The following is a 25,798-nucleotide window of genomic DNA, read 5'->3' as shown; positions in this document are numbered from 1 at the left end:
CCGTGCCGCCTTGGGGCCGGTGGTCGAAAACTCCGGGCGCGGCGGTGGCCGCGCCCGGTTTCACTGCTCAAAGCCAAAACGCCCCATCGCCGCCTTCGGACAGGCGGCGATGGGGCCACGCACAAGGGCGCTCGTGCGCGAAATCCACGAAGCCAGCAAGTGTGGCGGCGCATCGCGCCGCCAACGATTCGACCGAGCCCCGCCGCAATGGGCGGGGCTGGTGTGGCTACGCCCCGGCTTGCTGCGGCAGGTTGCACGAAAGCGTGCCGTCCCCGACGCTGGCGGTTCGTTGTCTGTACGTCACGAAAGACGGTTCACCGACACGCCGCCCAGCCTCGCTTCTATGGAGCTTCCACACCACGCCTCAGTATGTGGCCGTGAGCTGCGGCAGGGGCGCTCTGGCCTTGTCGTCGGGGCATTGACCTGGCCCGCGTCAGGGCGCAAGCCGGTGCAGCCGTCACGCGGGGATGCCGAGTTGGCCACGTCTCCATTCGGGAGCGGGCGGCCTGTGCGTCCTTGTCTTGTTGTGAATCCTGGCGGTGGCGCGGCTGCGCCTTGTGCTTGATGGCCGCAACCTTGCAGCGAAAACAATTTCCCCTGCGCTGCGCGCATTCCTCGCGGGACAAATTCTTTTCGCTTCCAGGTTCTCCACGTTGTTGCGACCGCTGTGCGGTGCGACCAGCCCATCCCCCGCCGGCCGGATCACAACAAGGACGCACTGGCGCGACCTTGTTCAACCCGAAAGGAGAAACATCATGGCTAACATCGGCACCTTCACCGCAGAGAAAGACGGCTTCACCGGCACGCTTCGCACCCTGACGCTCAACGTCAAGGTCAAGCTGGTTCCCAACGACAAGGGCGACACCGAGAACGCCCCCGACTTCCACCTGCAAGCGGCTGGCCACGAAGTCGGCGCAGCGTGGAAGAAGACCAGCGAGGCCGGGCGGGAATACCTGTCCGTATCCATCGACGACCCTTCGTTCCCGGCGACGGTCTATGCCCGCCTGATCGAGAACGAGGACGGCACGCACGACCTGATCTGGTCGCGCAACAAGCCGAAGGCGGCCTGACAGCCGCTTACCGCGTCCCGCCCACTGCGGCGGGGCGCGATGCTGCTGATCGCAGCACCGCACGCGCAGGATTTCTGCTGCTGCCGCGTGCTGGATACGCCCGTCACGGCGGGCCTGCATGCGTGCCTTGTGGCTCGCAATCCGTGTCAACGAGCGGTGTGTGGCGTGTCGGCGCTGTAAGCGCCGCCGGGCTTTCGGGCTTCGCCCCGTGCCGGCAAGCCGTCACGGCCATCCGGCTTCAATCCCTCACGCCTTCGCGCCTGCGGCGCTGCGCGCTCCGCTTGCTGCAATTCAGTACCACACGCCAACGCGCTAAGGCGTGTCGGGCTCTTCCAATATCGCCCTGAGTTCCTGGCGCACCTGTGCCAGCAATTCATCAGCTTCGCGGGTGCTGTCACCGGCATAAGCCAATGTGAGCAGCGTGAGCGGATGCACTTCCATGACCTCGCACAGATCGGCCAGCTTCTGGATGGTTGGGCTTTTCAGGTCGCGCTCCAGCGTGCTCATGTAGGTGCGACTGGACACGTTGGAGAACGCTTCCTGGCTCAAACCACGCGCCTTCCTTACCGTCCGAATCGCCGCTGCCAATGAGTTCTTCGCTGCCACCTATGGTTTCCCCAAAAAACCAAGATGACAGCCCATTGCGCCCTATAGGACTACAATCTATAGTGTTCATTTGGTGGTGATGTTTTCCTTTTCCGTGCTTTTACGGAGATCCGCATCTGCGGATTTCCTCAGACCCAGGGAACCGCATCCGTGTCTTTCCTGACTTCCACCAATACGCCTTCGTGCCTCTCCGCTTTTGCGGCTTCGTGCGCTTGCGCATACGTGCATCCGTCCGCAGGCACAGATGCGCCTCGGCGATTGCGTGTGTTCGTGGAAGGGGCGCGGCCTTGACCACGCTTGTCACCGAGGAAGACCGGGTGCACCTACTGGCCCACGGCCTCACCCGCGCCGCAGGCCAGGAATGTGACCCGCTGCCCGTGGTGCGCCTGTTCACACCGGACGCACATGCGACCTGGCTATTGGCCGCGCTCGATCCGACCGATGGCGATACGGCCTACGGCCTGATCGACCTCGGGATCGGGATGCCTGCCCTGGCGACGGTGAAGCTGTCCGATCTGGCGTCCATCGTCGGGCCGCTCAAGCAGCCCGTGATACGAGATCGGTATTTCCAGCCGACGCGGCCGCTGTCGGAATACGTTCGACTGGCTCAGGAAAACGGTTCGATCACCGATTGACGCATTCCAGCGCGACCAGGCAAAAAGTATCGCATTGTGACTATTTCGGTCTTAGCCAAGACCTGGCAAGTCTTGATCCGCATGCTTGCACCAGGGTGGTGCGCTCCTGACCAAAACAGTCATGATGCCAGGCGCGAGATTCGGCACGGTGTTCAATGCTGCACCCCATTTCCGGGCGGTGCAGTCGTCGCATTTAGACGATTTCGGCAATGCACTGGAGCGAATCTGTCTTGACACCAGCAGTTAAAGCGTAACCCGAGTTTGATGACCACTTGATGGCGATTCGATAGCTCCCGCACAGCGGAATTGTGGCGACGTTCCCAGAAACAGGGAGGTTTCGCCATGACTGACCGCAGCAGCCAACACTGGTATCCCACGGCCGCGTATCTCTACACGCTGCACCTCGATGGCCCAGCGCTGGCTTGGGAGTATTTGCGCAGGAATCCAAGCTACCGGCGCGACTGGCTACGCCGGCGTCGCAAGCCTGATGCGGCGCAGGCCTGGGGCCTGCGCCTGCTGGAAGATCCCGGCCTGGATGCGCGCGACGCACATCCTGCTTGGTTCCCCGATCACGATGCCGTGGTGCAGCTATACCCCGACGCCGACCCACCACCCGATGCGCATACCTTCGAGTTCTGGCGCATTCCTGGGCGCAAGCAACTGACCCACGACGGCAAGCGCCTGGTGCTCGTATCGCATTGGCCAGGCTGCTGCGTTCGGCTGGCACTCGCACCCGACCTGGAAGATGGTTCGGCCTATCTCTACGCCACACGCGCCTGCGCCACGCCCTGTGCGCGCTACCGCACGCTCGCTGCGAAGCTGGATGCGCTATCTGCCGCAACCGTGGCCACGCCTGTGGCAACAGCCCGCTCCCGCCCCACGCCCGCCGCGCTGCTGGAACTGCATACCTTGCAAGCGCTCGACGCGACCCTCGCGGGAGCCTCCTTGCGCGAGGTGGGCGAAGGTCTGTTCGGCGCGGATGCCGTCGCGGCCGACTGGCACAAAGACAGTGCATTGCGTGCCCGCGTACGGCGGCTGGTACGCCGCGGCGATGAGCTGATGCACGGCGGCTACCGCCGACTAGCGCAGCTTCCAATGTTCCCGTCGCATTAGGAGGGACGTTTCTCGACCCGTGCGAATCGTCCCTTAGCAAGAAGCCTTGCTTTCTTGAGAGTGCCTCTATCCGGCCGCGTGGTGTGGCCGGGCTTGATGGAGGTACATCCCATGCGACCTGCTCCCTCGCGGCCTGCCGCCGCTGCCGTCACTGCGACCTCGCAGCCTCAACGCTACCTGACAAACGACGAAGCCGCCGACTACCTGCGGCTGTCGCCGCGCACGCTGGAGAAGCAGCGGGTGATCGGCGGCGGCCCCAAGTTCCGCAAGTTCGGCCGCCGCGTCATGTACGCGGTGTCCGACCTCGATGCCTGGGCCGACCAGCGCAGCTACGAGGCCACGTCCGATCCCGAATACGCCGAGCGCCACGCGGGCGACTACCGTGATGGCCGCTGATCGTCGGCGCGTGGGTGGCCTTCGCCATGTCCAGCCCGCCAGGGCAAGCCTTGCCGCAGCGCGAACAGCTCGATCTGTTCCGCGCGCTGCCGGGCGACATGGCGCCACGCGATTCCCAGGACTTGATGGCCTTTCCGTTCTTCTCGCTTGCCAAGTCGCGGCGCACGGCGCCGATCGACTTCCGCAGCGGGAACGTCACCATTCGCGTGGAAGGCACGCAGGAGCACGGCATCGCAACGATATGGGATGCCGACGTGCTGATATGGGCCGCCTCGCAGATCGTGGAGGCGCGCGACGCGGGCCTGCGCCCGTCGCGCTGGATACGCGCCACGCCTTACGAGATTTTGCGCTTCATCGGGCGCGGCACGTCCCTCAACGACTACCAGCGCCTGAAGGCCGCCCTCGACCGGCTGCAATCGACCACGGTGGCCACGTCCATCCGCGAAACCACGGGAAGGCGCTTGCATCGCTTCTCGTGGATCAACGAGTGGAAGGAACTCGCCGACGCCAGCGGCACCCCGCTGGGCATCGAGCTGATCTTGCCGGACTGGTTCTATGCCGGCGTGCTCGACGCCGCCCTGGTGCTGACCATCGACCCGGCCTATTTCCGCTTGAAGGGCGGTATCGAACGCTGGCTGTACCGCCTGGTGCGCAAGCATGGCGGGCGGCAGGAGCACGGCTGGCAATTCGACTTCCGACACCTGTACCGCAAATCCGGCAGCGCGGCCCGCTTCTCGGACTTCGCCTACGACGTGCGCGCCCTGGTGGCGCGGCAGTCGTTGCCCGGCTACGTCCTCGGCATCGAGCGGATGCCGGACGACAACACCGAGCTGCTGACCTTCCGGCCCGTGCCGCACGCGGCACGGGGATAACTGCGGGAGAACCTGTGGACGGCCTCGTGCTATCAGGAGTACCGGGTATCGTGCTATCAGGAGTACGACCCTCGTGCTATCAGGAGTACGAAAACGCCGGAAAGCCAACAACGGCGCGGGTTTGCGTTCCCTCTAACTTACCTAACAAGAAATACATAACTTTTAGTAGAAGCGCGCCGTTTCGGTGGACAACCACGAAACGGCACGGCCAGGCCGGCTTTCCAGCTCGGAGGGCCGCGCCATGATCTTCGCGTTTCTCAACCAGAAAGGCGGCGTCGGCAAGACCACGCTCGCCACGCACATCGCCGGCGAACTGGCGATGCGCGGCCTGCATGTCATCCTGCTGGATGCCGACCCGCAGGGGTCATCGCTCGACTGGACGCAGCGGCGTAGCCAGCAGGGCCTGCCCCGTCTGTTCAGCGCCGTGGGCCTTGCCCGCGAAACGCTGCATCAGGAAGCGCCAGAACTCGCCAGGCGGGCCGATCACATCATCATCGACGGCCCGCCGCGCATCGCCGCCCTCGCGCGTTCCGCGCTGCTGGCGGCCGAGCGCGTGCTGATCCCCGTGCAGCCCAGCCCCTACGACGTATGGGCTTCTGCCGAGATGGTCGCACTGATCCGCGAAGCACAGGTGTTCCGGCCAGCGCTGCGCGCGGCCTTCGTCATCAACCGGCGCGTCAGCACCACCATCATCGGCAGGGAGGCACGGCAATCGCTGGCCGAACAGCCGCTGCCCGCGCTGCGCTCGGAGATCCACCAGCGCATCGTCTTTGCCGACAGCGTAGCCGCTGGCCGGCTCGCCCGCGAAACCGCGCCCGACAGCGCCGCTGCCCGCGAGATCGCCGCGCTCACCGACGAACTGCTGCGGTGGCCGACATGACTGGGAAGCCACCACCACGCAGCAAGCGCGTCGGCATCGGTGCGCGTCCCCCAGCGAATCCGCACGCCGAAGCGTGGATTCGCCAGGGCGACGCAGATGCCGTGCAGAAAGGCGACCTCTACACCGCTCGACTGACGCTCGACATCACGCCCGCCATGCGGGCGCGCATCAAGGTGTCGGCCTTCACGCGAGGCGTGACCGTAGCCGAACTGCTGCGCGACCTGCTGGAGCGGGAGTTTCCCCCGGAGGGCACGCCGTGAACGCATCCGCTTCGACCGCCCACACCCCCAAAGCAAGTGCGCCCACGGCTGCGCCGCCGCCGGCGCCTTCGACACTCGCCGGCCAGGCCGGCAACGTGCCGCTGACGCGCGTGGCGCTGGCCTACATCGAACCGCGCTTCAAGCTCTACCTGCGCTTCGGCGAACCGGCGCGCACGCTCCAGCTCGACCGCTGGCGGCGCTGCGCCGTGTTCCTGCCGAACGCGGTTCTGTGCCGCATCCGTTGGCAGGCCAACGACTACGGCACGATCCGCTGGCAGCTCATGGTGATGCAGACCGCCACGCCGCTGGACGCCGTGCAGCGCATCCCCGGCGTGCAGCCGGGCGCGCGTCTGCTGCTGCACGCCGAAGGCGATGCCAACGTGCGCGCCGTGCTGGAACGCATCGACGGCATCGAGGCGCTGGGCATCGCAGCCGCAGACACATCGCCCGCGTACTGGCGCACGCTCGCGAACCGGCTCGCAGCGCGCTCGGCGCTACCCACATACACCGCAGAACGGCACGCCGCCTGGCTGGCCGGGAGGGCATTGCCATGACCACGATTTCCACGACCGGCCCCGTGCCGCATCCTCGCTCGCGCCTGCGCGCTCGCCTCGTGCTGGCAGGCTTCGCCACCGTCGGCCTCGCTGCGCTGGCCTGGGCGGCGTTCGTGCAGCCCCTGCCGCGAATGGCCTACAACCCGTCCGACAGCGTGGCGGTCGGTTGGTATCGCATCGAACCGTTCGACCCGCGCACCGCCTCGCGGCCACGTCCGCTGTCCGTGGACAGCATCGTGCTGATGCCGCTGCCCGACAGGGCCGCCATGCTGGCTGCGCAGCGCGGCTACCTGCCGACCCGCGTTCCGCTGCTCAAACGTGTGGGCGCAGTCGCGCCACAACACGTTTGCATCGTCGCCGGCCAGGTTCGCATCGACGGCGTGCCGGTGGCCGCCGCCCTGCCTGCCGACCGGCTGGGCCGGCCGCTGCCATCCTTGCAGCTTTGCCGCCGTCTCCAACCGGGCGAACTGTTCCTGTTGAGCGCGACCAACCCGGCGTCGTTCGACAGCCGCTATTTCGGGCCGGTCAGCGCGTTCGCCGTGATCGGCGTTGCGCATCCGATCTGGCTGGAGACACGTCCATGATGGCCGCCGATTCGCTGCACTTTGCCGCGCCTCTCATCGTGCCATCGGGCATGTCGTTCTACTGTTCGTCGCCGTGTCGTCGCGCGTGCAGTGCGGGTGCATTCGCACCGCACTTCGCGCTGCCTTCGGCGCAGCCGCCCAACGTGCAGGCGTCTTGCCTCGAACGCGCCTGGCCTGCGGCCATTGGCGTGTTCGCCGGCGGGCTGGCTGCTCGTGCAGCAGCGCCGCCGGGCCGCCGATGCCCGGAGCGGGAGCGAGGGGCAAAGGCGGAAGGCAAGACAAAAGGGTTCGGCACTCTGCCGCCCGCAAAGCCAGTCTGCACGTGGGGGTGGCGCGGCACGGCGCGGCTTCGCCGCCGTGCCGCGTGGGGCGCGAGGCACGCGCCGATGCAGGCATGTCCGCGTGCTTCGCACGCTCGGACACGCCGGAGCTTGCAGGGAGCACAGCCATGACCGACCGCGGCGACCATGATTTCTGGGTGCGCCCTGGCGCGCCGAAGAACCGAGGCAAAGGCCAGGGCCAGAGCTTCGTTTCCAAGGTGCTCAAGCAGGCTGGCAAGGCCAGCGGCGGCAAGTCGGCGGTGCGCCGTCCTACCGCTGGCGGGAGCGGCCAGCACGCCGGCCAGCGGCCCGGCTCACGGCTTGGACGCGGCCATACGGCGGCGCGCTTCGCAGGCGCAAAGCTGACCCCTATGTCACGGCGCGTGACCATCAAGACGCTGCTGGTCAACCAGCGCAACGCCAGTCCGCAGTCGCTCGCCAAGCACCTGCGCTACATCGAGCGCGACGGTGCCGGCCGGAACGGCGAGCCGGGCCGTGCCTACGGGCCGCAGACCGACGAAGCCGACCTCGATGCCTTCAAGGAACGCTGCCAGGACGACCGACATCATTTCCGCTTCATCGTCTCACCTGAAGACAGTGCGGAGCTGGACGACCTGCGCACCTACACCCGGCACCTGATGAACCGGATGGAGGCCGACCTGGGGACGCGGCTGGATTGGGTGGCGGTCGATCACTGGAACACCGACAACCCGCACACGCACCTGATCGTGCGCGGACGCGACGATACCGGCAAAGACCTCATCATCGCGGGCGACTACATCGCCCACGGCTTCCGCCATCGCGCCGCCGAGCTGGCGACGGAATGGCTGGGGCCGCGCACCGAACTGGAGATCCAGCAGACCTTGCAGCGCGAGGTGGAGCAAGAGCGGTGGACGAGCCTCGACCGCACGTTGCAGCGCGAGGCCGGCGAGGATGGCCGGGTGCAGATCGAACGCTTCAACGAACCCCGGCTGCAACGCCAGCGCCTGCTGCTGATCGGCCGCCTGCAACACTTGCAGCGCCTGGGCCTGGCCGACGAGGTGCAGCCCGGCACCTGGGCCGTCCATGCGGACGCGGAGAAGACCTTGCGTGCCCTGGGCGAGCGTGGCGACATCATCCGAACGATGCAGCGGGCCATGAGCGGCAAGCCTCGCGAGCTGGCGGTGTTCGAGCCGGGCGACGACGGCCGCACTATCGTCGGTCGCGTGGCTGCTAAGGGTCTGGCCGACGAGCTGCACGACCGCGGCTATCTGGTCATCGACGGGTTGGACGGCAAAGCCCACTACGTCGCGTTGGACGCCCGCGACGAGCTGGCGAACTATCCCATCGGCGCGGTGGTGGAGGTACGCGGTTCCGCCGAGGTGCGGGCGGCCGACAAGAACATCGCCACGCTGGCGAGCAATGGCCTGTACCGCACCGATCACCACCTGGCGATCGAGCAAGGCCGAGCCAAGCCCGGCCGCGACCCGCAAGAGGCTGTGGCGGCCCATATCCGCCGGCTGGAAGCCCTACGGCGGGCCGGCATCGTGGAGCGCGTGGCCGAGGGGTTATGGAAGGTGCCGGACGACTTGGCCGAGCGTGGCCGCCAGTACGACGCGCAGCGGCTGGGCGGCGTGGCGGTCGAACTGAAATCGCATCTGCCGATTGAACGGCAGGCCCGCGTCATCGGCGCGACCTGGCTGGATCAGCAGTTGATCGGCGGCGGCAAGGGACTGGGCGACCTGGGCTTTGGCGGCGATGCTAGGCAAGCCTTGCAGCAGCGCGCCGACTTCCTCGAAGAACAGGGGCTGGCCCAGCGGCGCGGGCAGCGGCTGATTCTCTCCCGGAATCTGCTGGAAACGCTGCGCAATCGGGAGCTGGCGCAGGCCGCCCAGCACATTGCCGCCGATAGCGGATTGGAGCATCGGCACGTCACAGACGGGCAGCGCGTAGCCGGCATCTACCGGCGCTCGGTCATGCTCGCCAGCGGTCGCTATGCGCTGCTCGATGACGGCATGGGATTCAGTCTGGTGCCTTGGCGGCCGATAATCGAGCCACGACTGGGGCAGCAGATCGCCGCGACTGTACGCGGCGGCGGTGTGTCATGGGAGGTTGGACGGCAAAGAGGTCCTGGGATTGGATCGGGGCCGTAGGCTGTCGTACCGAGTTAAGGTGTCGAGCAGCGTTTTGGCCCTAGCTTCTGTGCTCCGTTAAGACGACTAGTCTGTGCTTATCGACGACGCTGTGGGTGCATGGTTGCTTGCCAATTCCGGTGCAACTCGCAAACGCGCTGCCCCGACCTGAACTGCCCATTCAACGATCTGCCCGGCCAATATATCCGTGGCGACACCGAACGCGCTCACCACATCGGCCTCTCGCTTGCTGCCTGTGGCTTGGATTGCTTCGAAGCGTCTACTGGCAATAGCAGTCCGTTTGGCCGGATCGACCAGTTGCACATCGAGCCGAACCGCGGCGATCGCTTCAGTGCCGCGGTATTCGAGCTGGAACGCCCGCAGCGTACTGCGCAACTCCATATCGGCGCTCATTGGGGTGCTATCGGTAATCACGGAAGTCGACCGCCCATCGCGCATGAAGGCTTCGACGATTCGGTCACGCAGCAGCACCGGTGCGGGGTCGGCCCAACGCACTCCTTGCCAAGCCGACAAGCGACCATCGGGCTGCGCAATGAACAGCCGCTCCGAATCCAGGACGCGACTACTCTCAGGGGCGTAGACGCGCAGCGCCCCGGGTCCCGGAACGGCGCGCGGCGTACTCTCCGCCTGGGCGATGTGATAGTCGGGCAATTTGTAGGTGACCATTGGAGCTGCTTTGGGAAGCACACTGCACGCGGACAAGCCGAGTACTAGCGTCATAGTCACGGCAGCGACGGGAATCATCCTGGCGGAAGTGTTCACGGCTTGGTTTCCTCAATGTTCTCTCCACCGAGCAGGTATTGCGCCGGATTGCGATCCAGTCGGCGCAGCACGGTGTTTAGATTGGCCAGCGCCTGCTGGAGTTCGTGCATGGCAGGACCTGTGGCGGCCAAGCCCTGGTTCAGCGATTCCTGATTGTTTTGCAGTAGCGTCTCAACCCTGAAAGCGGCGCGTTCGAGGGATGCCGTTGCATCACGCGTGTTCACCATGATTTGCTTACCATCGTTATTTAGTAGCAGGTTGGCATCGCGAAGAGTGCTATTTGCTTGGCGCACGGCAGCTGTCGATTCTCTGCTTGCTTCGGTCAGATTGCTGATTAACGTCGCGATCTCGGCCCTCTGGTCAGCGACCGCGCCCGTGGTCTGTTCAAGATTCACCAGACTGCGGTGCACAAGAGCCAAATTCTCCTTCGACAGTAACTCCTGCGTGCGCAGCAAGATGCCGTTGAGTGTCGTCATGCTGTTCCCCTCACCGGAGACCAGGGATGCCATCGCCGAACGTGGTGCGAGGATCAACGGTTCCTCGTCCTCTCTCCGATCCAGCAATGGCACGTTTGGCCCACCGTCGCTCAACTCGATCACCGCGTTGCCGGTAATTCCCGTGATGACCAATTCAGCGCGGGTATCCTGCCGGACCGGGATGGTGGCATTGATGCGTACGCGCGCTATCGCCCGCCTTGGGTCTCGCGGTGAAAGAGAAAGTGCAACGACTTCGCCAATCGTGATTCCGCTGTACTGAACCTGGCTGCCGGGCGTAAGCCCGGTCACTGGCTCATCGAACATAATCCGGTAATACTGGTAATCGTGGTCGGAACGTGTGTCGCTGAGCCAAAGCGCGAAGCCAATACCAATCGCACCGAGCAGCACGACGAACAGACCAATGAATACATGATGGGCACGTGGTTCCATGATCAGACCACCTCGTTCTCAGAGTTTAAATATTGCGTGCGCCCAGCCCAATGCGTGCGCGACGGAAGAATGATGCAGATGCGGAGGGGTTTCATGGCTGCGTCTCTTGGCTGGAAGCACCAGTGGCCTGTGCGGCCGCACGGCCACGGGGGCCGTGAAAGTATTCCTGTATCCACGGGTGCTTGAAGCGCTCGACTGCCTCGATGCCGTCGTTGATGAGTACCTTCTGGTTCGCCAGGACCGCGACACGGTCGCATATGGTGTACAGCGTATCGAGGTCGTGGGTTACCAGAAACACCGTGAGGCCCAGTGCATTGCGCAGGGTCAGAATCAATTGGTCGAAAGATGCAGCCCCGATTGGATCCAGTCCTGCGGTGGGTTCGTCAAGAAACAGGATGTTCGCATCAAGCGCCAAGGCTCTCGCCAGTGCTGCTCGTTTCACCATGCCTCCGGACAACGAGGCCGGATACTTGTCTCCCGCTCCGGCAGGCAACCCCACCAAGCCCAGCTTGCTTCTTGCCAAACGCTCGGCAAGAGGCCGCGCCAGACCGACATGCTCGATCAAAGGAAGAGCGACGTTCTCCAAGACGGTCAGCGATGAATACAACGCGCCCTTCTGGAACAGAATGCCGAACCTTCGCTCCATACGCGCGCGCGCAAGCCATTGGGCTCGCAGTAGGTCGCGCCCCCCGATACGGACCACGCCCGAATGCGGCTTCTGCAGCCCGACGACGCTACGCAAGAGCACGGATTTCCCGGTGCCTGACCCTCCCACCACGCCAAGGATTTCCCCGCGCCGCACGTCCAGGTCTAGGTCCTGATGGACCTGCTGGGTTCCAAACCTGTTGTCCAGGCCGCGCACTTCAATAGCGTGTCGCACACCGTTGTCGGTGTCTTGCTTCACCGCGCTCACCAGCCCATCTCCATGAAGAACAGTGCAGCGATGGCGTCTATCAGGATCACCATGAAGATTGATTGCACGACACTAGACGTCGTGTGGTCGCCTACCGACTCAGCGCTACCGGCGACCTTGAACCCTTCATGGCAGCCGATAGCGGCGATCATCACCGCGAAGAGCGGGGACTTGCTCATTCCGACAAGAAAATGGCGCACCTCGATTTTTTCCTGCACGATGGCAAGGAACTGTGCGGGAGGAATTTCCAAGCTCAGTGCGCATACGGTGGCGCCGCCCGCAATGCCAGCCAAGATGCCTACTAAGGTGAGCAGTGGCAAGGACACAAGAAGCGCCAGCACGCGTGGCAGCACCAGTAACTCGATGGGGTCGAGCGCGTTGGAGCGAAGCGCATCGATCTCTTCATTTGCCTTCATCGAACCGATTTGGGCGGTGTACGCGCTTGCGGTACGGCCTGCAATCAATATGGCCGGGAGCAGCACTCCGAACTCGCGCATGAACGAGAAGGCGACCAGATGCACCGAGAAGATGCTCGCACCGAAGTTGGCCAGCACCGTTGCTCCCAGGAACGCCACCACCATTCCTACCATGAAGCTCAGTAGCGCCACGATGGGAATGGCGTCCACCGCTGATCGCTGGATTTGAGCGATCACCGAGGTCGCGCGCCAGCGACGCGGGTGACGAACGGTACGGCTCCATGTTTCGATGATCTGGCCCACGAACCCGGCCAGACCAAGACACGCACGACAGCCCTGTTCCAAGGTCAGGCCTATGCGTCCCAGACCGCGGAGCAGAGGATTCCCGCTCACCGCTGCTTTCTCCGTCTTCTGCTGATCGGTAGCAGCGGCGGCCAGCGCTCTCATTAGGGCGAGGCGATCCGAGGACAGATTTGGAGCTGCCTCCGGCCGGTCGAGTATCGAGTCTGGCCCGAGAATTTCCACCAGCAGAGCCGCGCCGGCGGTGTCCAGTCTCTGGACTTGCGTCCAGTCGAGTAAGGGAGTGGCGTACCCCTCGGCATGACTGATGCGGGCGGCGGACACGGATTTTGCCAGACTGGCGTAGTGCTCTATCGTCCAGTCGCCACCCGCCAGCCATTTGTGATCACCGCCGACCATGGCATCCTGCCGGAGCCAAGCCTGTGAAGCGTTGCTCATGGCTGCGTGTCCCGCCAAGCGCTGTCGATGCGCTCGATGCAGTTCGTGATCGCCGCTTTGGCATGACCCAGCAATGTGTACGAACCGGCGAACTCTTTAATGACGTTGCCGCGCTCGAAGCAACTGGCGGCAGCAACCCGGCGTCCCGTCCTTAAATCGACTGCTTCGAACTCTAGGCTGGCACCACCCGTCGTCACGGGTCCAACCAGCAGGGTCGTCATTGCATTGACTGCCCGATTCGGTGTCTGCAGTTCGGTGACCGCTACACGCACCCGAACCTGTCCCGCGCCACCTGGGGGGGCGGGACTTTTGCCTTCCTGGCGTTTCAGTTCGCTCGTCACATGGTCTAGCACTTCGCGCTGCTGCGCGTCATCGAGCCCATCGATGCGACCCGAGGCGGTCTTGATCTGCGCTTCTTCCACCACGACAGCGGCATAACGCTTGGGCTCGAATCCCGCTGCGCGGTACATCAGTACGTTCTCGTATCGTGTCGGCGATAACTTCTCGTAGTCGCCGAGAAATCCGGAGCGCGTCATGCTGTTGGTCGCGCATCCAGAGAGCGCGCCTGCTACGCAAAAAAAGATGCCGCCGCGGATCAATGCAGTTTTGCTCTTCATAATGGGTCTCCTTGATCAAACGAAACTAAGACAGGCAATGCCTGCTGCGATGAGGGCGGTGCCAGACCAGCGCGTTACCGATGCGACATCGCCTAGTAGGAGGGCGCCGACGCCCAAGTTTCCAAGTAGCCCGATTCCTGCCCAGGCTGCAGAGGCCGCGCTGATCGGAATCCGCTTGAGCGCGAACCACAAAAGTGCGCCGCTGGCCGCCATGCACGTCACTGCCACACAGAGGCCGACCCAGCGCATCGGACCGCCCGCCGTGATGGCCCGCAGGCCCAGTGGATAGCCCGCTCCTAGAACCCCTGCGGCAATGACAATCGACCAGGATTTCCAGATCAGCGGATGGGTGCTGAATCGCATAAGCCTAGCGAGACATACGCATGAAGCGTGGGTGCATACGAATTCTGAGAATGCGCAGCACGCGGCGGCTCGCAAGAGACTCATGAGCGATCTCCATGCGCGGTGGCGACACTCAGGTTCCACGGCCCAATTCGCTTGATTCCAAACAGGACTTCGTAAAGCAGCGGAATCAAGCCCAACGTCACCAGCGTTCCGAGTGCCAGCCCACCGATCATCGCGATCGCCATCCCTTTCCATAATGGTCCGGAGAAGAGCATGAGTGGCACCAGTCCCGAAATGCAGGTGACCTTGGTCATCACGATTGGACGAAGCCGTTGTATCGCGGCCCCAACCAAGGCTTCATGGCGTGGCAGGCCTTCCGCTAGCCCCTGGTCGATGCGTTCCAGCAAGAGCACGGCGTTGTTGACAATGATCCCGAACAGGGCCAGTACGCCGAAGGTCGCCATGAAGCTGAAAGGTGTGCCGGTCAGCTTCAGAGCCAATACCACGCCGATAAGCGTGAAAGGGATCGTCGCGAGGATCACACCGAGCTTGCGGAAAGAATTGAACTGCCATACGAACAGCATCAGCATCGCCAGAAATGCGAGGGGCATGTAGGTCGACAGCGCGGCGTTCGATTCGGCGGCTTCCTCGATCTCGCCGCCAAGTTCAACCGAGTAGCCCGCGGGCAGGTCCAGGGCAGCGACGCTAGGCGCCAGGCGGTTGATGATCTCCTGGGCGGTGTAAGAGGTGTTCTGTCCTTGCACGGTGATCGTGCGGATGAGATTGCGCCGTTGGATGACCGAGGGCTCGCTCGCGAGCGATACGTCTGCGACCTGAGCCAGCGTCACCGCTGGACCGCCGTTGGTGGGATAGATGAGCGTCGCGCCTACGTCTGCCGTGCTGCGACGCTCGCTTACGATACTGCGCAGGACGATCGGGACGGAGGTGTCACCGTCGCGAATAACCGAGATCGATCTGCCGCTGTAGCGGACATCCAGCCCGCCAGCGATGTCTTCAGTCGTCACGCCCGCCCGACGCGCGCGGTCCTGGTCGACCCGTACGTCGATGCGGCCAACGCGCGTATCCCAATCGTTCTTGACGTTGATGGTGCCGGGCAGCTTGCGCAGCGCTGCTTCGATTTTGGACGCGGCCCCCAACAATACCTCCTCATCCGGACCGCTGACGCGATAAATGGCAGTCCCTGACTCGGTCGCACCGAGCGAGAAACGCTTGGGCTCGGCGCGCACGTCGCCATGTGCTTGCGCAAAGTAGCTGCGGGTGCGGGCGAGGACGGCGTCGATGTCGCTCTTCGGCTTCAATGTGACAACGAAGTACGCGATGTTCGATGCCGGCAGTGGTGGATTCAGGCTAAGGATGAAGCGCGGGCCACCATCGGCGACGTAGCCGATGTGATCGGAGACTTCTGGATTGATGTTCGTGTCGCCCAGCCAACCACTGATCTGCTTCACGCGGGCGAGCGTTTCGCGCGAGTCGGTACCGGGGGCGAGCTGCACCGGAATCTGGAACTGAAGCCGGTCGGACTTGGGCATGAAATCGTACGGCAGGGTGGTGAAGCCATACAGCGCAATGGCAAGCGCCGCGATCATCGACGCTACATAGACCGCCTTATGGTGGAGCACCCACTCCAGTACGCGCCGGTAGCCACGGTAGAAGCGGGTGTCATAGGCGTCGCCCTGCTCCTGCTTGTGATGGGGTTTGGCGAAGTGGTAGCACAATAGGGGCGTGACAGTCAGGCACAGCAGCCACGAAGCGAACAACGTCAGTGCCAGCACGACCACGAGATTGTGCAGATACTCGCTCGTGGCGTTCTGGCCAAAAAAGAACGGCGAGAACACGATCACGATCACGAGCGAGGACGTGAGCAGCGGAATGGCGAGCGTGCGGCCCGCCTCGAGGCAGGCATGCTTACGATCTTCGCCACCGGCCAGGCGGCGTTCGATGTCTTCGGCAATCACAATGCCGTTGTCCACCAACAAGCCGAGCGCAATGATGATGGCGCCCATCGAGACGTTCTGAAGCTCGATGTTCATCGCGCGCATGACGATGAGTGCACTGAGGATCGTCAACGGCACGATCATGCCCACGATGATCCCGGTGCGCCAACCGAGAAATAGCACGACGACACCGAGGACGACGATGATCGTCTCCATCATGACGTGGTTCATTTTGCCCATCTCGTGCTTGACGACATCGGCCTGGAAAGTGACGTATGACAGATCGAAACCCGCCGGCAGCAGCTTCTCCTGGTCTGCAACCCGTGCTTTGAGCGCTTTTCCGAACTGCTCCACGTTCTGACCGGAGGCCATCGAAACCGCCATGACGACAGCGGGCTGGCCTTTGTAGATGGCAGCAGATTCCGGCGGATCGGCTGGCCGCACACTCACCTGCGCCAGTTCACCCAATGCGATCGTCGGCACGGGCGCCGTACTACTTTGCGGTCGTGGCAGCGCGATCGGCATTGCTCGCAGGGAGGGAGCGTCACGCACTTCGCCACTGACCGCCAAGGTTGCATTGATGCCGCCGACAACAATTTGTCCACCCGAAGCGACGACGTTCTGTTTGACGAGTTGGTCGATCACCCCCTGTGGTGTCAGCTCCAATCGCGCGAGCCTAGGCCGATCGAATTCGAGATAGACGCGCTCTTCCTGCAGGCCGTAGAAAGTGATGCGCTCAATACCAGGCACGGTGTACAGGCGGTCGCGCATCTGCTTGAGCGCGACGCGCATCTCGCTCATGGAGTAACCTGGTGCAGTGACCGCAATCGAGGCAACCGCGACGCGGCCGAAGTCTTCGTCGACGAAAGGCCCCATCGTGCTCTGTGGTAAGGCATCCTTCGAATCGGCGACCTTGGCCCGGACGCGCTGCCAGATCGGTGCCAAGTCGGTGTAGCGGTCCCAGATCGTGACCTGGATCATGGCGCTGCCTGCGCGCACGGTGCTCGTCACGCGCTTGACCTCTGCCAGTTCGCGCAAGCGCTCCTCGATCGGCCGGGCAATGAGTTGCTCAACGCGTTCGGCGGGCAGCCCCGGGTTCAACGCCGTGACCATCGCATCGCGGACCGTGACAGTCGGCTCCTCCTGAGAAGGAAAATTCAGGAAGGTCGCGATGCCGGCGACGAAAATGATGAGCGCTACAAAGTAGGTAAGTCGACTGGCGCGCAGCGCCATCTCGGTGATCTTCATGATGAAGTAACCTGGTGGATCGCGTTAGCGCTTGGTCAATTGAGTGGTGGCTTCCAGTGGTGTCACTGGCTGTCCATCGGTGAGCCATCCTCCTCCGGCGGCAACCACCGTCTCGCCGGGCTTGAGTCCAGCGAGGACGCGCGCGCTGTCTCCTTCCTGTACCGGCGTGAAGCGCACCGCGCGACGGTGCACCTTCTTATCTTCAGGGGTGTAGACGAAGACGGAAGCCTCGCCCGGCTTCGTGCCGAGCACCAGCGAGGCATAAGGTATGGATACAGTCTCGGGCCGAGAGGTCTTGGAGGTTGCCGCAGGTGCGTCGAGCACGACCTGTACGGGAATACCTGGCCGAAGTGCGCGCGCTTGCGCGTTATCTTCAGGCACTAGCACCACGGGTAGGAGCGAGCCATTTTCGGCGCGCAGACCGACACGACGTACCACCGCTCGGATTGGTTGTTCGGCTCCGCTCCAGCTCAGTTCTGCGCGTTGGCCGACATCTATGTGAGGTGCCTGTGTAGTAGACGCGTTCGCGATGATCTCAGTGCCACTGCGCACGCCGTCGACCTGAAATACCGGCGCACCAGCAGCAATGTCGGTGAACGCCAAAGCCAGCTTTTCCGCCACGACACCATCGAAAGGAGCGACGATCATCGTGCCACGTTGTGCTCGTTCGGCCAGGCCAAGCGCCGCCTTGGCAGTGCGCGCTTGACCCTCTGCGACCGCTAGCTGCGCCTTCGCGCTCTCGAACGCAGCAGGGGAGATGACTTCGCTTTCGAGCAACCGGCGCTGTTGATCTGTCTGTACACGTCGATCCATCAGGCCGGCTTCGGCGGCCGCCAGGGATGCTTGCGCTTGTGTCACGCGAAGCCGGTCAGGTTGCGCATCAAGTTCTGCCAGGACTTGGCCGCGGGAGAACCGTTCACCCACGTCGACGTTCAACTTGGCGATCCGTCCTCCTGTTTCAAATCCTAGGATGCTGCGCTCGGTTGCTCGCGCCGAGCCAGTCAATTCGATGCGAGAGCTATGCGGGAGATCCGACTGCGCGGCGGCGAGCTTCACTGCGCGCGGAGGCTCGGATACGGTGGATTGCGAGTTTCCGCACCCTGAGAGCAGAGTCGAAATGGATAGTGTGCAAGCAACCGCCAAGGAGCGCGGTGCGCACGCGGTCATGACACCGCTACGGACGCGACTCATGTGCGTCCTTTTGCCGGGACAAGTTCGAGATGGCCCGAGGCGAGATCCTGGAGCGCCCGAAAGAAATGCCGCCGCTCTGCGGGTGCGAGTATTGGCAAACCCAGAAGATCGGCGAACAGGGCGCCATCCAATGCCAGCATGATGAGTGCCGCGGTCTCGGTGCCACGCGGGGATCGACGCACGCGTTCGTACTGCACGCGGTACCACTCGCGCAGTGGGTCGAGAAGTGTTGGATCTTCCGCAGCTGCCGCGAGCAGCGCTGCGCCCTTCTTCTGCATCTCGTCGTCGGGCATCGCTTCCACCTGGCTCGACAGCCAGGGGTCCGGATCTCCGGCAAACCTGCGCTCGTGATTGGCTTGTACCGCGTCGAACGCCCGGATCATCTCGTCGATCAGTGTCACGAACAAATCGCGTTTGGTCTTGAAGTGATAGAGAAACGCCCCTTTGCTCAACCCGGCCCGCACAACGACGGCGTCCAGTGTCAAGCGACTGGCACCTTCCTCCAGCACCAGTTCGCGGGCGGCCTGCAGGATGCGGTCGCGAGTTCGCTGGGCTCCTTGCTGGAGGCCGGGCTGCGCATCGGCGCTGCTATGGGCAGTGGACGGGGGGGGCAACTTTGTTTTCGCGCGGGGCGGCATGGTCGTGCTCCAAAAAAGCTTGAGTCATATACAGTCCAGACGGTATAGTAGAAGCCATACAACAGTCCGTCAAGACTTTTTCGGAACGCAAGGAGCTGCCATGTCTCAAATTCTTGAACGCTATCGCCTCATTGCCATGATTTCTCCGCTACTGCTTCTTGCGGCCTGCAGCCATGCCCCGCACTCTGCCGATCCACCTCGCCTGGATGTACCGGCCCATTTCTCAAATGAAGAGGGAGGTGAAGGCATCTTGGACAAATCGTCCCGCCGTACTCTTCCCGTCGATTGGTGGACGGCCTACGGCGATCCGCACCTCAATGCCTTGGTCCGGGCGGCGCTGGAGCGCAATACCGAACTGACGATTGCGCGAGCGCGCGTGGACGAGGCATCGGCCGCCACGCGGCGAGCACGGGCCTCCCTGCTCCCCTCGTTGTCCGCGGGCACGCAGGCAACTCGAGGACGCGACTATTCAGAGAACGTTGCAATCGGCAATGATGGCCGCGCCACGTTGTCCGCATCGTGGGAGGCAGACCTGTCGGGACGGCTTTCGCAGGCAGCAGAAGGTGCGCGCCTGGATGCGGTGGCAGCCGAACAAGCGTGGGTTGCCACGCGGTGGCAGGTCGCGTTTGAAACAGTGTCGGCGGCTGTGCAGCAGCGCCAAGCCAGTGAGCTCGAAGCGCTAGCCGCGGCGCGGCTGGCATCCGCAGAACGACTCGTCTTGCTGATGCAACGGAAGTTCGAGGCCGGACAAGCTACCGGCTTCGACATCGAGCGTACCCGCGCCGGCGTCGTCGCACTGCGCGTGGAGCAAGAGCAACTGCGGCGTGCGCGCGGCGAGGCGACGCATGCACTCGATGTACTAGTGGGACAAACGCCCGGAGCGCCTGCAGCTTCCCCAACTCTTGCGTCGCTCGCCGTCCCGGACTGGACACCGACACGCATACCTGCGGACCTGCTGAGTGAGCGGCCCGACGTGCGCGCCGCCGAAGCGAAGTTCGCCGCCGAAACCGCGCGCTGGAACGCAGCCGAAGGCGAACGCTTCCCCAGGCTGGTGTTGGACCTGAGCGGCGGACGGCAGCGCGTAGAGAGTGTGGGAACCCGCATCACTGGAAACATTTTTTCACTTGGGGCCGGGGTGTCGTTGCCGATCTTCGATGGTGGCGCGATCCGTGCCGGCATCGAGACCGGAGAGGCGCGCAGCCGAGCTGCCCGTGCGGAGTTCGAGCGCACTTTGTTGAGTGCTTTGCAGGACGTAGAGAACGCATATCTCGGTTGGCATACGCAGCACGCAGCACTGGAGCATCAGGCCGAGGGTGTCGCAGTCGCGGAGCGTCAGCTCGATCGCAGCCGACGTCTGTTCGAGGCGGGACAAGTGGACGCCACGGTGGTGGCCGAGGCTGAGGCCGGGGTGCTGTCAGCGCAGGCTTCGCTGATCCGCACGCGGGCCGAGACAGCCATGCAATGGGGCGTCCTGGCAAAAGCATTATCCGGCTCTCCTGTTTGATCGCAGAAACATGCTGGAGCAGCTTGCGAAGGCTAGCTAAATAGCGTGACGCAAGGCGAAGGTGGTGAGGCCTGAGTGATGAGGAATGCGAACATGGAAATTCGACACCTGCGCTACTTTCTGGCGGTGGCAGAGGAGCTGCACTTTGCCCGAGCCGCAGAGCGCCTCCACATAGAGACATCGCCGCTGTCGCGCGCCATCAAGGAACTTGAGGAAGAGTTGGGCGTAGCGCTATTTGCGAGAACCACTCGGAGCACCCGCTTGACTCGTGCGGGCAGGCTCTTCTTTGAGAGCGTGCCGCGTGTCTTCGCAGCTTTGCAGCAGGCGCGCGACAGTGTGAACGCCGCAGCCAATGGCTTTCATTGCCAGCTCCGTATTGCATTGTCTGATGGAATCACGCCATCGCGCCTGCCTGCGTTGTTGGCGCTCTGCCGGCAGGAAGAGCCGGAAGTGGAAGTTCGCTTCTTCGAGGTGCCTTTGGCACAGCAAATCAAGGGATTGTGTGGCGAACTGTACGATCTCGGCTTCGCTCAATCGGATGAAGTCGGCGAAGGCATCATCGCCGTGCCGGTGTGGAGTGACCCTCTGATGGTAGCTGTGCCCGCACGGCACCCCTTGCTATCCCACAAACAGATTCCCCTAGAAGAGCTGTTGCGGTATCCGCTGGTGCTCTGCGACGCGGTGGCGTGTGAGGGCCATGCTCGGCAAGTTGAACGGGTGCTACGTCGCGTGGACATAGAGCCACTGATTGCCGAACGCGTGACTTCCAGCGATCTAATGATGGTCCTGGTTTCGGCGGGACTTGCACTAGGCCTCACAGGAGGCGCGCATATCACAGCCAGCAGGGAACAGGGGGTGGTCGCACGGCCGCTGACTGGACGTTCGCCAATGCTCACGACCTATCTACTACGGCCGGCCAGCGAGCCGTCAGAAATGCTGACTCGCTTCATGGAACGCGTTCATTCGATCAAATCTCCAGATGCCAAAGGTCGGCGGTAAACCATCACACAATCTCCCAAAGAAAATTAACCATGAAGAAGATTGCTCTCATATTGCTTTCCTCGACATTGGCAGCCTGCAGCCCATCTGGGAAACCAGATAAAGCCAACCTTCCGACAGTCGATGAATTAGCGCTCAATCCTGAGCGTCTGAAAGAGTTGCGCAAGCAATGCAAGTTGGATCGACCAATGCTGGGCGACCAACTATGTAACCGGGTTGCCGAGGCTACGCGAAAGCGCTTTTACGAACCTGAATTCAACACATAAGTGCAACGCTCACCCCTGCATAAACTTCGTACGGCGTCTTCCAGCCCAGGCGTTTTCGCGGGCGTAAATTGATCTTCGTTACCACGCGACTGACCGCCTCGACGGTCAGCTTGCTGAAGTCGCCGCCCTTGGGAAAATACTGCCGGAGCAGGCCGTTGGTATTTTCATTAGTGCCTCGCTGCCAGGATGAATAGGGTTCTGCAAAAAAGACTTGGCACTGGCTCCGATGCGCAATGCGTTCATGCCCGGCAAACTCCTTCCCGTTATCCAGCGTCAGCGTGTGAACAGCATGCCCCTTGAGCAACAGATTGATCGCCCGCGTTACCTGCCGGCGCGTCCTGCGCTTGACCGGATAGGCGCTCAGGTAGCCGCTTTTACGATCAACCAGCGTGACCAGATTGCCGCCTACGCCATGCACCGTGTCACCCTCCCAATCACCTAGACGCTCGCGGGCTTCGACCTCAGCAGGGCGCTCGGTTATCGATACGCGATTACGCAACTGTCCGCGCCGGTCGTGGCTTCCGTAGCGTTTTCGGTACAGCTTCCTGCGGTGCCGCAAATACTTGTATAACTCGCCACCTGCGTGTTTGTCGGTGGCGATAAACCGATAAATCCACTCGTGACTGACCGCGCGCTCCGGCTGCTCTTGCTTCAGGCGCTGAGCAATCTGCTCCGGGCTCATACCGTGTTTTAGCCAGAGCGGCAGATAATGGCTGAACCACGTTAATGGCTTGCAGTGCTTGCGCGCCTGCGCTCGACGGGCATCACTTTCATGGGTCGCAGCAACCGCTTTGTAGGTCTTCTGGGAGCTGTTGCGGCGAACCTCACGACTTATCGTCGAGGGATGTACGCCAACCTGTTTCGCGATGCTTGCCTGGCTTTTTCCGGCGCTCAGACCGGCCTCAATCTGGTAACGTTGGCCCTGAGTTAGCTGCCGGTAATGCGTAGTCATCTGCGCTTGAATCCTTCGGTGTGAGAGCCTGGATTCTACCGGTGGCTGACTCTCTGCCTATCGTTTCAAACGTTGCACTTATTCTATGAATTCAGGGAAGATGGCGATGTGCCCCACACCACGCCTAAAGAGCCGCCGAAGTTCTAAGCTGGTGGTCATGCCGGAGTATGTATGCCGGATATGAAAAATTTGAAGGAGAATCGCAATGGGTTGGATCTATCTTGTTTTGGCTGGATTGTTTGAAATCGGATGGCCGGTCGGGCTGAAAATGGCGCAAGAGCCAACATCGCGTTGGAGTGGGGTCGCAGTAGCCGTCTCTTTCATGACAATTAGCGGCGCCTTCCTATGGCTTGCTCAGCGTCAGATACCGATTGGGACTGCTTATGCGGTGTGGACGGGTATCGGAGCGGCGGGAACTTTCTTAGTCGGAATTCATTTCTATGGCGACCCAACCTCCCTGATGCGATACCTTGGCGTGGCGTTGATCATCCTGGGCGTTATCACGCTCAAGTTATCGAGTTGATCGCTAGCTCCATTGGTAGCGTAGTCGCTAGGCGACCCAGCTCCCAGAGTGGATCGGGCGCTGGGAACTCGTACGGTCACCTCCTCTCTCTAGTCGCTATGTGACGAGCTTGCCGGCGCCTCGGGAGAGTTCGAGCCAGTGCGCGTAAGGCGGTGGGAGCACCCATTCCGGGTGGCTCCACCTTCAGTGCCTGCGCCAAGGTGACCTGAGTACGAACTTTGTAGCCAGTCAGGCAGTGAGTTCGGAGGGGATGCTATCGGATTGGATCCAGTTGCGCCGGATCGTCGCCGGCGGTTTGTAAGCATGCGCGCTATGCGGCCGCTGCTCGTTGTAGAACTGTCGCCAACGTTCGATCAGCACCTTCGCTTCGGTCCGACTGCGGAACCATTCGCGGTTGAGCAGTTCGTCGCCCATCGTTGCCTGCGAAGTCAGGACCAGCAGAATCCTGAGGGGAGTTCTCATCATGGTTTTCTCCGTTCAGACGCTTGGGATCAAGCGGCCGGAGACCACTACGCCTGCTTGGCTTTGCGCGCTGCCTCGACCAAGCTGTCGAGCCAGTCCTGATGGCCGTTGATCATCGGGTTGGGTTTGGCGTTGTGCAGCTCCTCGGCCGGTTTGCCCTTCTGAGTTTCCTGCGTGAGGATGCGCACGCGCCTGCCGTCCAGGTTCTCAACCAGCCAGGCGTGATGCACATCCAGGCGCGTATCTGTGCCTTCCTCGCCGGACCAGCCGTGCCAGGCCACGCGGCCGGGTTGCCCATCCGCAGGTGGCACGTATTCGTTGCACTGCCCCTCTACCGGGAAGCCGAAGGTCTCGAAGTAAAACCGATCGCCGTCGGCCAGTACCGGGCCTTTGCCGTCATGAAAGCACACGTTAGCCGAGTTGGCGTAGTAGCTTGGCCACAGCGATGGTGTGACGAGTAGAGGCCATACGTCGGCCGCGCTCAAGCCGGCGGCGATGATCTCATTGGAGGCGAAATTCTCAGTAAAGCCCGGCGTGTAGCCTTCGGGCCAGAGGATGGCGTTCTGTTGCTTGCTCATATCGAAGCTCCTTCACAAAATGTCGATGACGCAACAGGGGTGGCTGCGTCATTCAAGTGGTCATGGAGCAAATCATGAGCCTCCATCTGCAATAAGTGAAATCCTAAGTTTCTATTTTTGATATCATAAAATATGATATCAAGGCCTAGGTTCTGCCATCCACCGACTAGGCTATCTCGCAGCGGCGCTACGAAAGGGCGCGTCTCCAATTGAGCCGACTGATTGCTTATTTGTAGTGCGAGGTAGAGTTGTGCTGAGCATGACGATAGGAGCGATCTTGCCTACTTGTTGTTAGCACAGGAAGTGAACAGCAGTGCTCGTATCCAGCGATGTGCTGGATCGTGATGGGTGCGTTCGTGCCAAGCAGCCGTCTTGGTGAACCCCGGTATCTTCACCGGCGGCAGGGAGATAGCCAGCTTGTCCATACCGGCGACCAAGCGGCTCGGCAAGATCGCAACCATGTCACTGGCACGCAGGATGTCTGGCAAGATCAGAAAGCTCTTGACCGACAGTGTGACGCTGCGTCGTTTGCCCAACTGTTCTAGCGCATCGTCGGTGACGCCGCGGAAACCTCCACCATCGTAGGAAACAAGCGCATGGTCGAGAGCACAGAACTGTTTAACGGTCAGCTTGCGCCCCATAGCCGCAGGATGGTCTTCCCGCAGGACACACACATAGTGTTCCTTGAACAGCTCTCGGGCATGCAGATTTGGCGGAGTGATCTCTGGCGTCAGGAGGGCTAAATCGATCTGACCGCGCTCAAGCTGGTTCTGTAGCTGCCCGCTCTCGACTGGCACTAATGAGACTCGTACACGCGGTGCGTGCCGTTTAAGTGCCGATAGAAATGGGACAGCAACGGCACGCAGCGCATAGTCCGTCGCGGCGATGGAGAAGGTCAGTTGTGCGGTGGCCGGATTGAAGGAAGGTGGCTGGAGCAGCGCGTCGATTTCGGCGAGCACCTGCTTGACAGGCATCCCTAGATCCAGCGCCCGCTGCGTTGGAACGATACCCCGCTGCGAGCGCGCGAAAAGCGGGTCACCGAAGCTCTCGCGCAACCGCGTCAGCATGCCACTCAAGGCCGGCTGGGTTAGTCCCAGACGGGCCGCCGCCCGTGTCACATTGCGTTCGTCTAACAATGCGTCCAGCGCCTTGAGCAAGTTGAGATCCATACTCTTGATATTTTTCATTTTTATTCCAATCTTAAATATCATCGTTTTTCATGATATCTAAATATTGCCTATGAGTGGAAGCAAGGCCCATTGACGGCTTTTTTTGGGTAACTTGCTTGGAACTCTGTATGCGCCGCAGTGCGCTTTCGCTTGCGGCGCTTTTCTTTGACTCGC

At 62.4% G+C, this 25,798-nt stretch carries 27 protein-coding genes and 1 pseudogene; 14 read left to right on the top strand and 14 right to left on the bottom strand.

Going from position 1 to position 25,798, the window contains the following annotated elements; translation table 11 throughout:
• The first annotated feature begins 755 nt into the window (after positions 1 to 755).
• Positions 756 to 1,070 carry a DUF736 domain-containing protein gene (locus AC3IYG_RS24850; protein ID WP_001273857.1) on the top strand — a complete coding sequence of 105 codons (315 nt, stop codon included), beginning with the start codon at positions 756 to 758 and terminating at the stop codon, positions 1,068 to 1,070.
• Positions 1,071 to 1,382: 312 nt separating this feature from the next.
• Here AC3IYG_RS24850 and AC3IYG_RS24845 read toward each other — a convergent pair whose 3' ends face one another.
• Positions 1,383 to 1,676 (bottom strand): helix-turn-helix domain-containing protein, encoded by a 294-nt coding sequence (locus tag AC3IYG_RS24845; RefSeq protein ID WP_006379425.1) that lies wholly within the window; start codon positions 1,674 to 1,676, stop codon positions 1,383 to 1,385.
• Between the two features lie 287 nt (positions 1,677 to 1,963).
• Between AC3IYG_RS24845 and AC3IYG_RS24840 the strand changes: the two genes are divergently transcribed.
• The 9 genes from AC3IYG_RS24840 (at position 1,964) to AC3IYG_RS24800 (ending at position 9,422) form a co-directional block, all read left to right on the top strand.
• A complete protein-coding gene (locus tag AC3IYG_RS24840) occupies positions 1,964 to 2,311 on the top strand; it encodes a DUF2958 domain-containing protein (RefSeq protein WP_016487838.1) in 348 nt (115 codons plus the stop codon).
• A 342-nt stretch (positions 2,312 to 2,653) separates the two neighbouring features.
• Positions 2,654 to 3,424: a DUF2285 domain-containing protein gene (locus AC3IYG_RS24835; RefSeq protein WP_003092318.1), complete on the top strand. Its 771-nt coding sequence runs from the start codon at positions 2,654 to 2,656 to the stop codon at positions 3,422 to 3,424.
• Between the two features lie 111 nt (positions 3,425 to 3,535).
• Entirely contained in the window at positions 3,536 to 3,820 is a 285-nt protein-coding gene (locus AC3IYG_RS24830) for a helix-turn-helix transcriptional regulator (protein ID WP_001247107.1), read from the top strand.
• Positions 3,821 to 3,834: 14 nt separating this feature from the next.
• Complete coding sequence (locus AC3IYG_RS24825; RefSeq protein ID WP_003092315.1) at positions 3,835 to 4,692, top strand: replication initiator protein A; 858 nt, start codon at positions 3,835 to 3,837, stop codon at positions 4,690 to 4,692.
• 241 nt (positions 4,693 to 4,933) lie between these two features.
• Positions 4,934 to 5,572 (top strand): ParA family partition ATPase, encoded by a 639-nt coding sequence (gene parA, locus AC3IYG_RS24820; RefSeq protein WP_003092312.1) that lies wholly within the window; start codon positions 4,934 to 4,936, stop codon positions 5,570 to 5,572.
• Complete coding sequence (locus AC3IYG_RS24815; protein ID WP_000147048.1) at positions 5,569 to 5,832, top strand: hypothetical protein; 264 nt, start codon at positions 5,569 to 5,571, stop codon at positions 5,830 to 5,832. The genes parA and AC3IYG_RS24815 overlap by 4 nt, the downstream gene beginning before the upstream one ends.
• On the top strand, positions 5,829 to 6,386 hold the full coding sequence (locus AC3IYG_RS24810; protein WP_023093372.1) for a DUF2840 domain-containing protein: 558 nt from the start codon (positions 5,829 to 5,831) through the stop codon (positions 6,384 to 6,386). Before AC3IYG_RS24815 ends, AC3IYG_RS24810 begins: the two co-directional genes overlap by 4 nt.
• Positions 6,383 to 6,970: a S26 family signal peptidase gene (locus AC3IYG_RS24805; RefSeq protein ID WP_003092304.1), complete on the top strand. Its 588-nt coding sequence runs from the start codon at positions 6,383 to 6,385 to the stop codon at positions 6,968 to 6,970. The genes AC3IYG_RS24810 and AC3IYG_RS24805 overlap by 4 nt, the downstream gene beginning before the upstream one ends.
• Positions 6,971 to 7,418: 448 nt before the next feature.
• A complete protein-coding gene (locus AC3IYG_RS24800) occupies positions 7,419 to 9,422 on the top strand; it encodes a relaxase/mobilization nuclease domain-containing protein (RefSeq protein ID WP_000132148.1) in 2,004 nt (667 codons plus the stop codon).
• Between the two features lie 66 nt (positions 9,423 to 9,488).
• On the opposite strand, the gene AC3IYG_RS24795 is transcribed toward AC3IYG_RS24800, so the two are convergent.
• The 9 genes from AC3IYG_RS24795 to AC3IYG_RS24755 all read right to left on the bottom strand — a co-directional run bounded on the left by AC3IYG_RS24795 (position 9,489) and on the right by AC3IYG_RS24755 (position 19,171).
• Complete coding sequence (locus AC3IYG_RS24795; RefSeq protein ID WP_003124411.1) at positions 9,489 to 10,088, bottom strand: ABC-type transport auxiliary lipoprotein family protein; 600 nt, start codon at positions 10,086 to 10,088, stop codon at positions 9,489 to 9,491.
• 92 nt (positions 10,089 to 10,180) lie between these two features.
• Positions 10,181 to 11,110 (bottom strand): MlaD family protein, encoded by a 930-nt coding sequence (locus AC3IYG_RS24790; RefSeq protein ID WP_000433686.1) that lies wholly within the window; start codon positions 11,108 to 11,110, stop codon positions 10,181 to 10,183.
• Positions 11,111 to 11,201: 91 nt separating this feature from the next.
• Positions 11,202 to 12,014, bottom strand: a complete 813-nt coding sequence (locus tag AC3IYG_RS24785) for an ABC transporter ATP-binding protein (protein ID WP_024944155.1) — start codon at positions 12,012 to 12,014, stop codon at positions 11,202 to 11,204.
• Between the two features lie 5 nt (positions 12,015 to 12,019).
• The gene (locus AC3IYG_RS24780; protein ID WP_000063629.1) at positions 12,020 to 13,177 is read right to left on the bottom strand and encodes an MlaE family ABC transporter permease; all 1,158 of its coding nucleotides are present in this window, start codon (positions 13,175 to 13,177) and stop codon (positions 12,020 to 12,022) included.
• Entirely contained in the window at positions 13,174 to 13,794 is a 621-nt protein-coding gene (locus AC3IYG_RS24775) for a DUF3313 family protein (protein ID WP_000837791.1), read from the bottom strand. Before AC3IYG_RS24775 ends, AC3IYG_RS24780 begins: the two co-directional genes overlap by 4 nt.
• Positions 13,795 to 13,809: 15 nt before the next feature.
• Positions 13,810 to 14,157 carry a DMT family transporter gene (locus AC3IYG_RS24770; RefSeq protein WP_038421338.1) on the bottom strand — a complete coding sequence of 116 codons (348 nt, stop codon included), beginning with the start codon at positions 14,155 to 14,157 and terminating at the stop codon, positions 13,810 to 13,812.
• An 80-nt stretch (positions 14,158 to 14,237) separates the two neighbouring features.
• A complete protein-coding gene (locus AC3IYG_RS24765) occupies positions 14,238 to 17,342 on the bottom strand; it encodes an efflux RND transporter permease subunit (RefSeq protein WP_003092293.1) in 3,105 nt (1,034 codons plus the stop codon).
• Between the two features lie 24 nt (positions 17,343 to 17,366).
• A complete protein-coding gene (locus tag AC3IYG_RS24760) occupies positions 17,367 to 18,509 on the bottom strand; it encodes an efflux RND transporter periplasmic adaptor subunit (protein WP_223294861.1) in 1,143 nt (380 codons plus the stop codon).
• A 20-nt stretch (positions 18,510 to 18,529) separates the two neighbouring features.
• Complete coding sequence (locus tag AC3IYG_RS24755) at positions 18,530 to 19,171, bottom strand: TetR family transcriptional regulator (RefSeq protein WP_431670700.1); 642 nt, start codon at positions 19,169 to 19,171, stop codon at positions 18,530 to 18,532.
• A gap of 100 nt (positions 19,172 to 19,271) precedes the next feature.
• On the opposite strand from AC3IYG_RS24755, the gene AC3IYG_RS24750 reads away from it, so the two are divergent.
• The 3 genes from AC3IYG_RS24750 (at position 19,272) to AC3IYG_RS24740 (ending at position 21,940) form a co-directional block, all read left to right on the top strand.
• Positions 19,272 to 20,675, top strand: coding sequence for an efflux transporter outer membrane subunit (locus tag AC3IYG_RS24750; RefSeq protein WP_000078291.1), 1,404 nt, complete (start codon positions 19,272 to 19,274; stop codon positions 20,673 to 20,675).
• 93 nt (positions 20,676 to 20,768) lie between these two features.
• Entirely contained in the window at positions 20,769 to 21,674 is a 906-nt protein-coding gene (locus AC3IYG_RS24745; protein WP_000405670.1) for a LysR family transcriptional regulator, read from the top strand.
• A 32-nt stretch (positions 21,675 to 21,706) separates the two neighbouring features.
• Positions 21,707 to 21,940 (top strand): EexN family lipoprotein, encoded by a 234-nt coding sequence (locus AC3IYG_RS24740; protein WP_431670699.1) that lies wholly within the window; start codon positions 21,707 to 21,709, stop codon positions 21,938 to 21,940.
• Here AC3IYG_RS24740 and AC3IYG_RS24735 read toward each other — a convergent pair.
• Complete coding sequence (locus AC3IYG_RS24735) at positions 21,930 to 22,892, bottom strand: IS30-like element ISPsme1 family transposase (RefSeq protein WP_017846754.1); 963 nt, start codon at positions 22,890 to 22,892, stop codon at positions 21,930 to 21,932. The two genes, AC3IYG_RS24740 and AC3IYG_RS24735, sit on opposite strands and share 11 nt — an antisense overlap.
• A 205-nt stretch (positions 22,893 to 23,097) precedes the next feature.
• Here AC3IYG_RS24735 and AC3IYG_RS24730 point away from each other — a divergent pair, with 205 nt between their 5' ends.
• The gene (locus AC3IYG_RS24730) at positions 23,098 to 23,415 is read left to right on the top strand and encodes a DMT family transporter (RefSeq protein WP_000539741.1); all 318 of its coding nucleotides are present in this window, start codon (positions 23,098 to 23,100) and stop codon (positions 23,413 to 23,415) included.
• A gap of 228 nt (positions 23,416 to 23,643) precedes the next feature.
• Here AC3IYG_RS24730 and AC3IYG_RS24725 read toward each other — a convergent pair.
• From AC3IYG_RS24725 to AC3IYG_RS24715, 3 genes and pseudogenes are all read right to left on the bottom strand, one after another.
• Positions 23,644 to 23,823 (bottom strand): annotated as a pseudogene (locus AC3IYG_RS24725) (integrase core domain-containing protein); the annotation flags it as partial.
• Positions 23,824 to 23,924: 101 nt separating this feature from the next.
• On the bottom strand, positions 23,925 to 24,455 hold the full coding sequence (locus AC3IYG_RS24720) for an SRPBCC family protein (RefSeq protein ID WP_000043569.1): 531 nt from the start codon (positions 24,453 to 24,455) through the stop codon (positions 23,925 to 23,927).
• 281 nt (positions 24,456 to 24,736) lie between these two features.
• A complete protein-coding gene (locus AC3IYG_RS24715; protein WP_023093368.1) occupies positions 24,737 to 25,642 on the bottom strand; it encodes a LysR family transcriptional regulator in 906 nt (301 codons plus the stop codon).
• Positions 25,643 to 25,798: the final 156 nt, after the last annotated feature.

The organism is Pseudomonas sp. KH_027 (assembly GCF_057838565.1).
The sequence above is the reverse complement of the archived record's forward strand: the minus strand, read 5'-3'. Positions and strand labels throughout refer to the sequence as shown.

Excerpts from the sequence above, each read along its gene's own strand:
- AC3IYG_RS24850 (WP_001273857.1), top strand. The coding sequence starts at position 756 with ATGGCTAACATCGGCACCTTCACCGCAGAGAAAGACGGCTTCACCGGC.
- AC3IYG_RS24835 (WP_003092318.1), top strand. The coding sequence starts at position 2,654 with ATGACTGACCGCAGCAGCCAACACTGGTATCCCACGGCCGCGTATCTC.
- AC3IYG_RS24830 (WP_001247107.1), top strand. The coding sequence starts at position 3,536 with ATGCGACCTGCTCCCTCGCGGCCTGCCGCCGCTGCCGTCACTGCGACC.
- parA (WP_003092312.1), top strand. The coding sequence starts at position 4,934 with ATGATCTTCGCGTTTCTCAACCAGAAAGGCGGCGTCGGCAAGACCACG.
- AC3IYG_RS24815 (WP_000147048.1), top strand. The coding sequence starts at position 5,569 with ATGACTGGGAAGCCACCACCACGCAGCAAGCGCGTCGGCATCGGTGCG.
- AC3IYG_RS24805 (WP_003092304.1), top strand. The coding sequence starts at position 6,383 with ATGACCACGATTTCCACGACCGGCCCCGTGCCGCATCCTCGCTCGCGC.
- AC3IYG_RS24800 (WP_000132148.1), top strand. The coding sequence starts at position 7,419 with ATGACCGACCGCGGCGACCATGATTTCTGGGTGCGCCCTGGCGCGCCG.
- AC3IYG_RS24795 (WP_003124411.1), bottom strand. The coding sequence starts at position 10,088 with ATGGTCACCTACAAATTGCCCGACTATCACATCGCCCAGGCGGAGAGT.
- AC3IYG_RS24790 (WP_000433686.1), bottom strand. The coding sequence starts at position 11,110 with ATGGAACCACGTGCCCATCATGTATTCATTGGTCTGTTCGTCGTGCTG.
- AC3IYG_RS24780 (WP_000063629.1), bottom strand. The coding sequence starts at position 13,177 with ATGAGCAACGCTTCACAGGCTTGGCTCCGGCAGGATGCCATGGTCGGC.
- AC3IYG_RS24775 (WP_000837791.1), bottom strand. The coding sequence starts at position 13,794 with ATGAAGAGCAAAACTGCATTGATCCGCGGCGGCATCTTTTTTTGCGTA.
- AC3IYG_RS24770 (WP_038421338.1), bottom strand. The coding sequence starts at position 14,157 with ATGCGATTCAGCACCCATCCGCTGATCTGGAAATCCTGGTCGATTGTC.
- AC3IYG_RS24765 (WP_003092293.1), bottom strand. The coding sequence starts at position 17,342 with ATGAAGATCACCGAGATGGCGCTGCGCGCCAGTCGACTTACCTACTTT.
- AC3IYG_RS24760 (WP_223294861.1), bottom strand. The coding sequence starts at position 18,509 with ATGACCGCGTGCGCACCGCGCTCCTTGGCGGTTGCTTGCACACTATCC.
- AC3IYG_RS24755 (WP_431670700.1), bottom strand. The coding sequence starts at position 19,171 with ATGCCGCCCCGCGCGAAAACAAAGTTGCCCCCCCCGTCCACTGCCCAT.
- AC3IYG_RS24750 (WP_000078291.1), top strand. The coding sequence starts at position 19,272 with ATGTCTCAAATTCTTGAACGCTATCGCCTCATTGCCATGATTTCTCCG.
- AC3IYG_RS24745 (WP_000405670.1), top strand. The coding sequence starts at position 20,769 with ATGGAAATTCGACACCTGCGCTACTTTCTGGCGGTGGCAGAGGAGCTG.
- AC3IYG_RS24740 (WP_431670699.1), top strand. The coding sequence starts at position 21,707 with ATGAAGAAGATTGCTCTCATATTGCTTTCCTCGACATTGGCAGCCTGC.
- AC3IYG_RS24735 (WP_017846754.1), bottom strand. The coding sequence starts at position 22,892 with ATGACTACGCATTACCGGCAGCTAACTCAGGGCCAACGTTACCAGATT.
- AC3IYG_RS24730 (WP_000539741.1), top strand. The coding sequence starts at position 23,098 with ATGGGTTGGATCTATCTTGTTTTGGCTGGATTGTTTGAAATCGGATGG.
- AC3IYG_RS24720 (WP_000043569.1), bottom strand. The coding sequence starts at position 24,455 with ATGAGCAAGCAACAGAACGCCATCCTCTGGCCCGAAGGCTACACGCCG.
- AC3IYG_RS24715 (WP_023093368.1), bottom strand. The coding sequence starts at position 25,642 with ATGAAAAATATCAAGAGTATGGATCTCAACTTGCTCAAGGCGCTGGAC.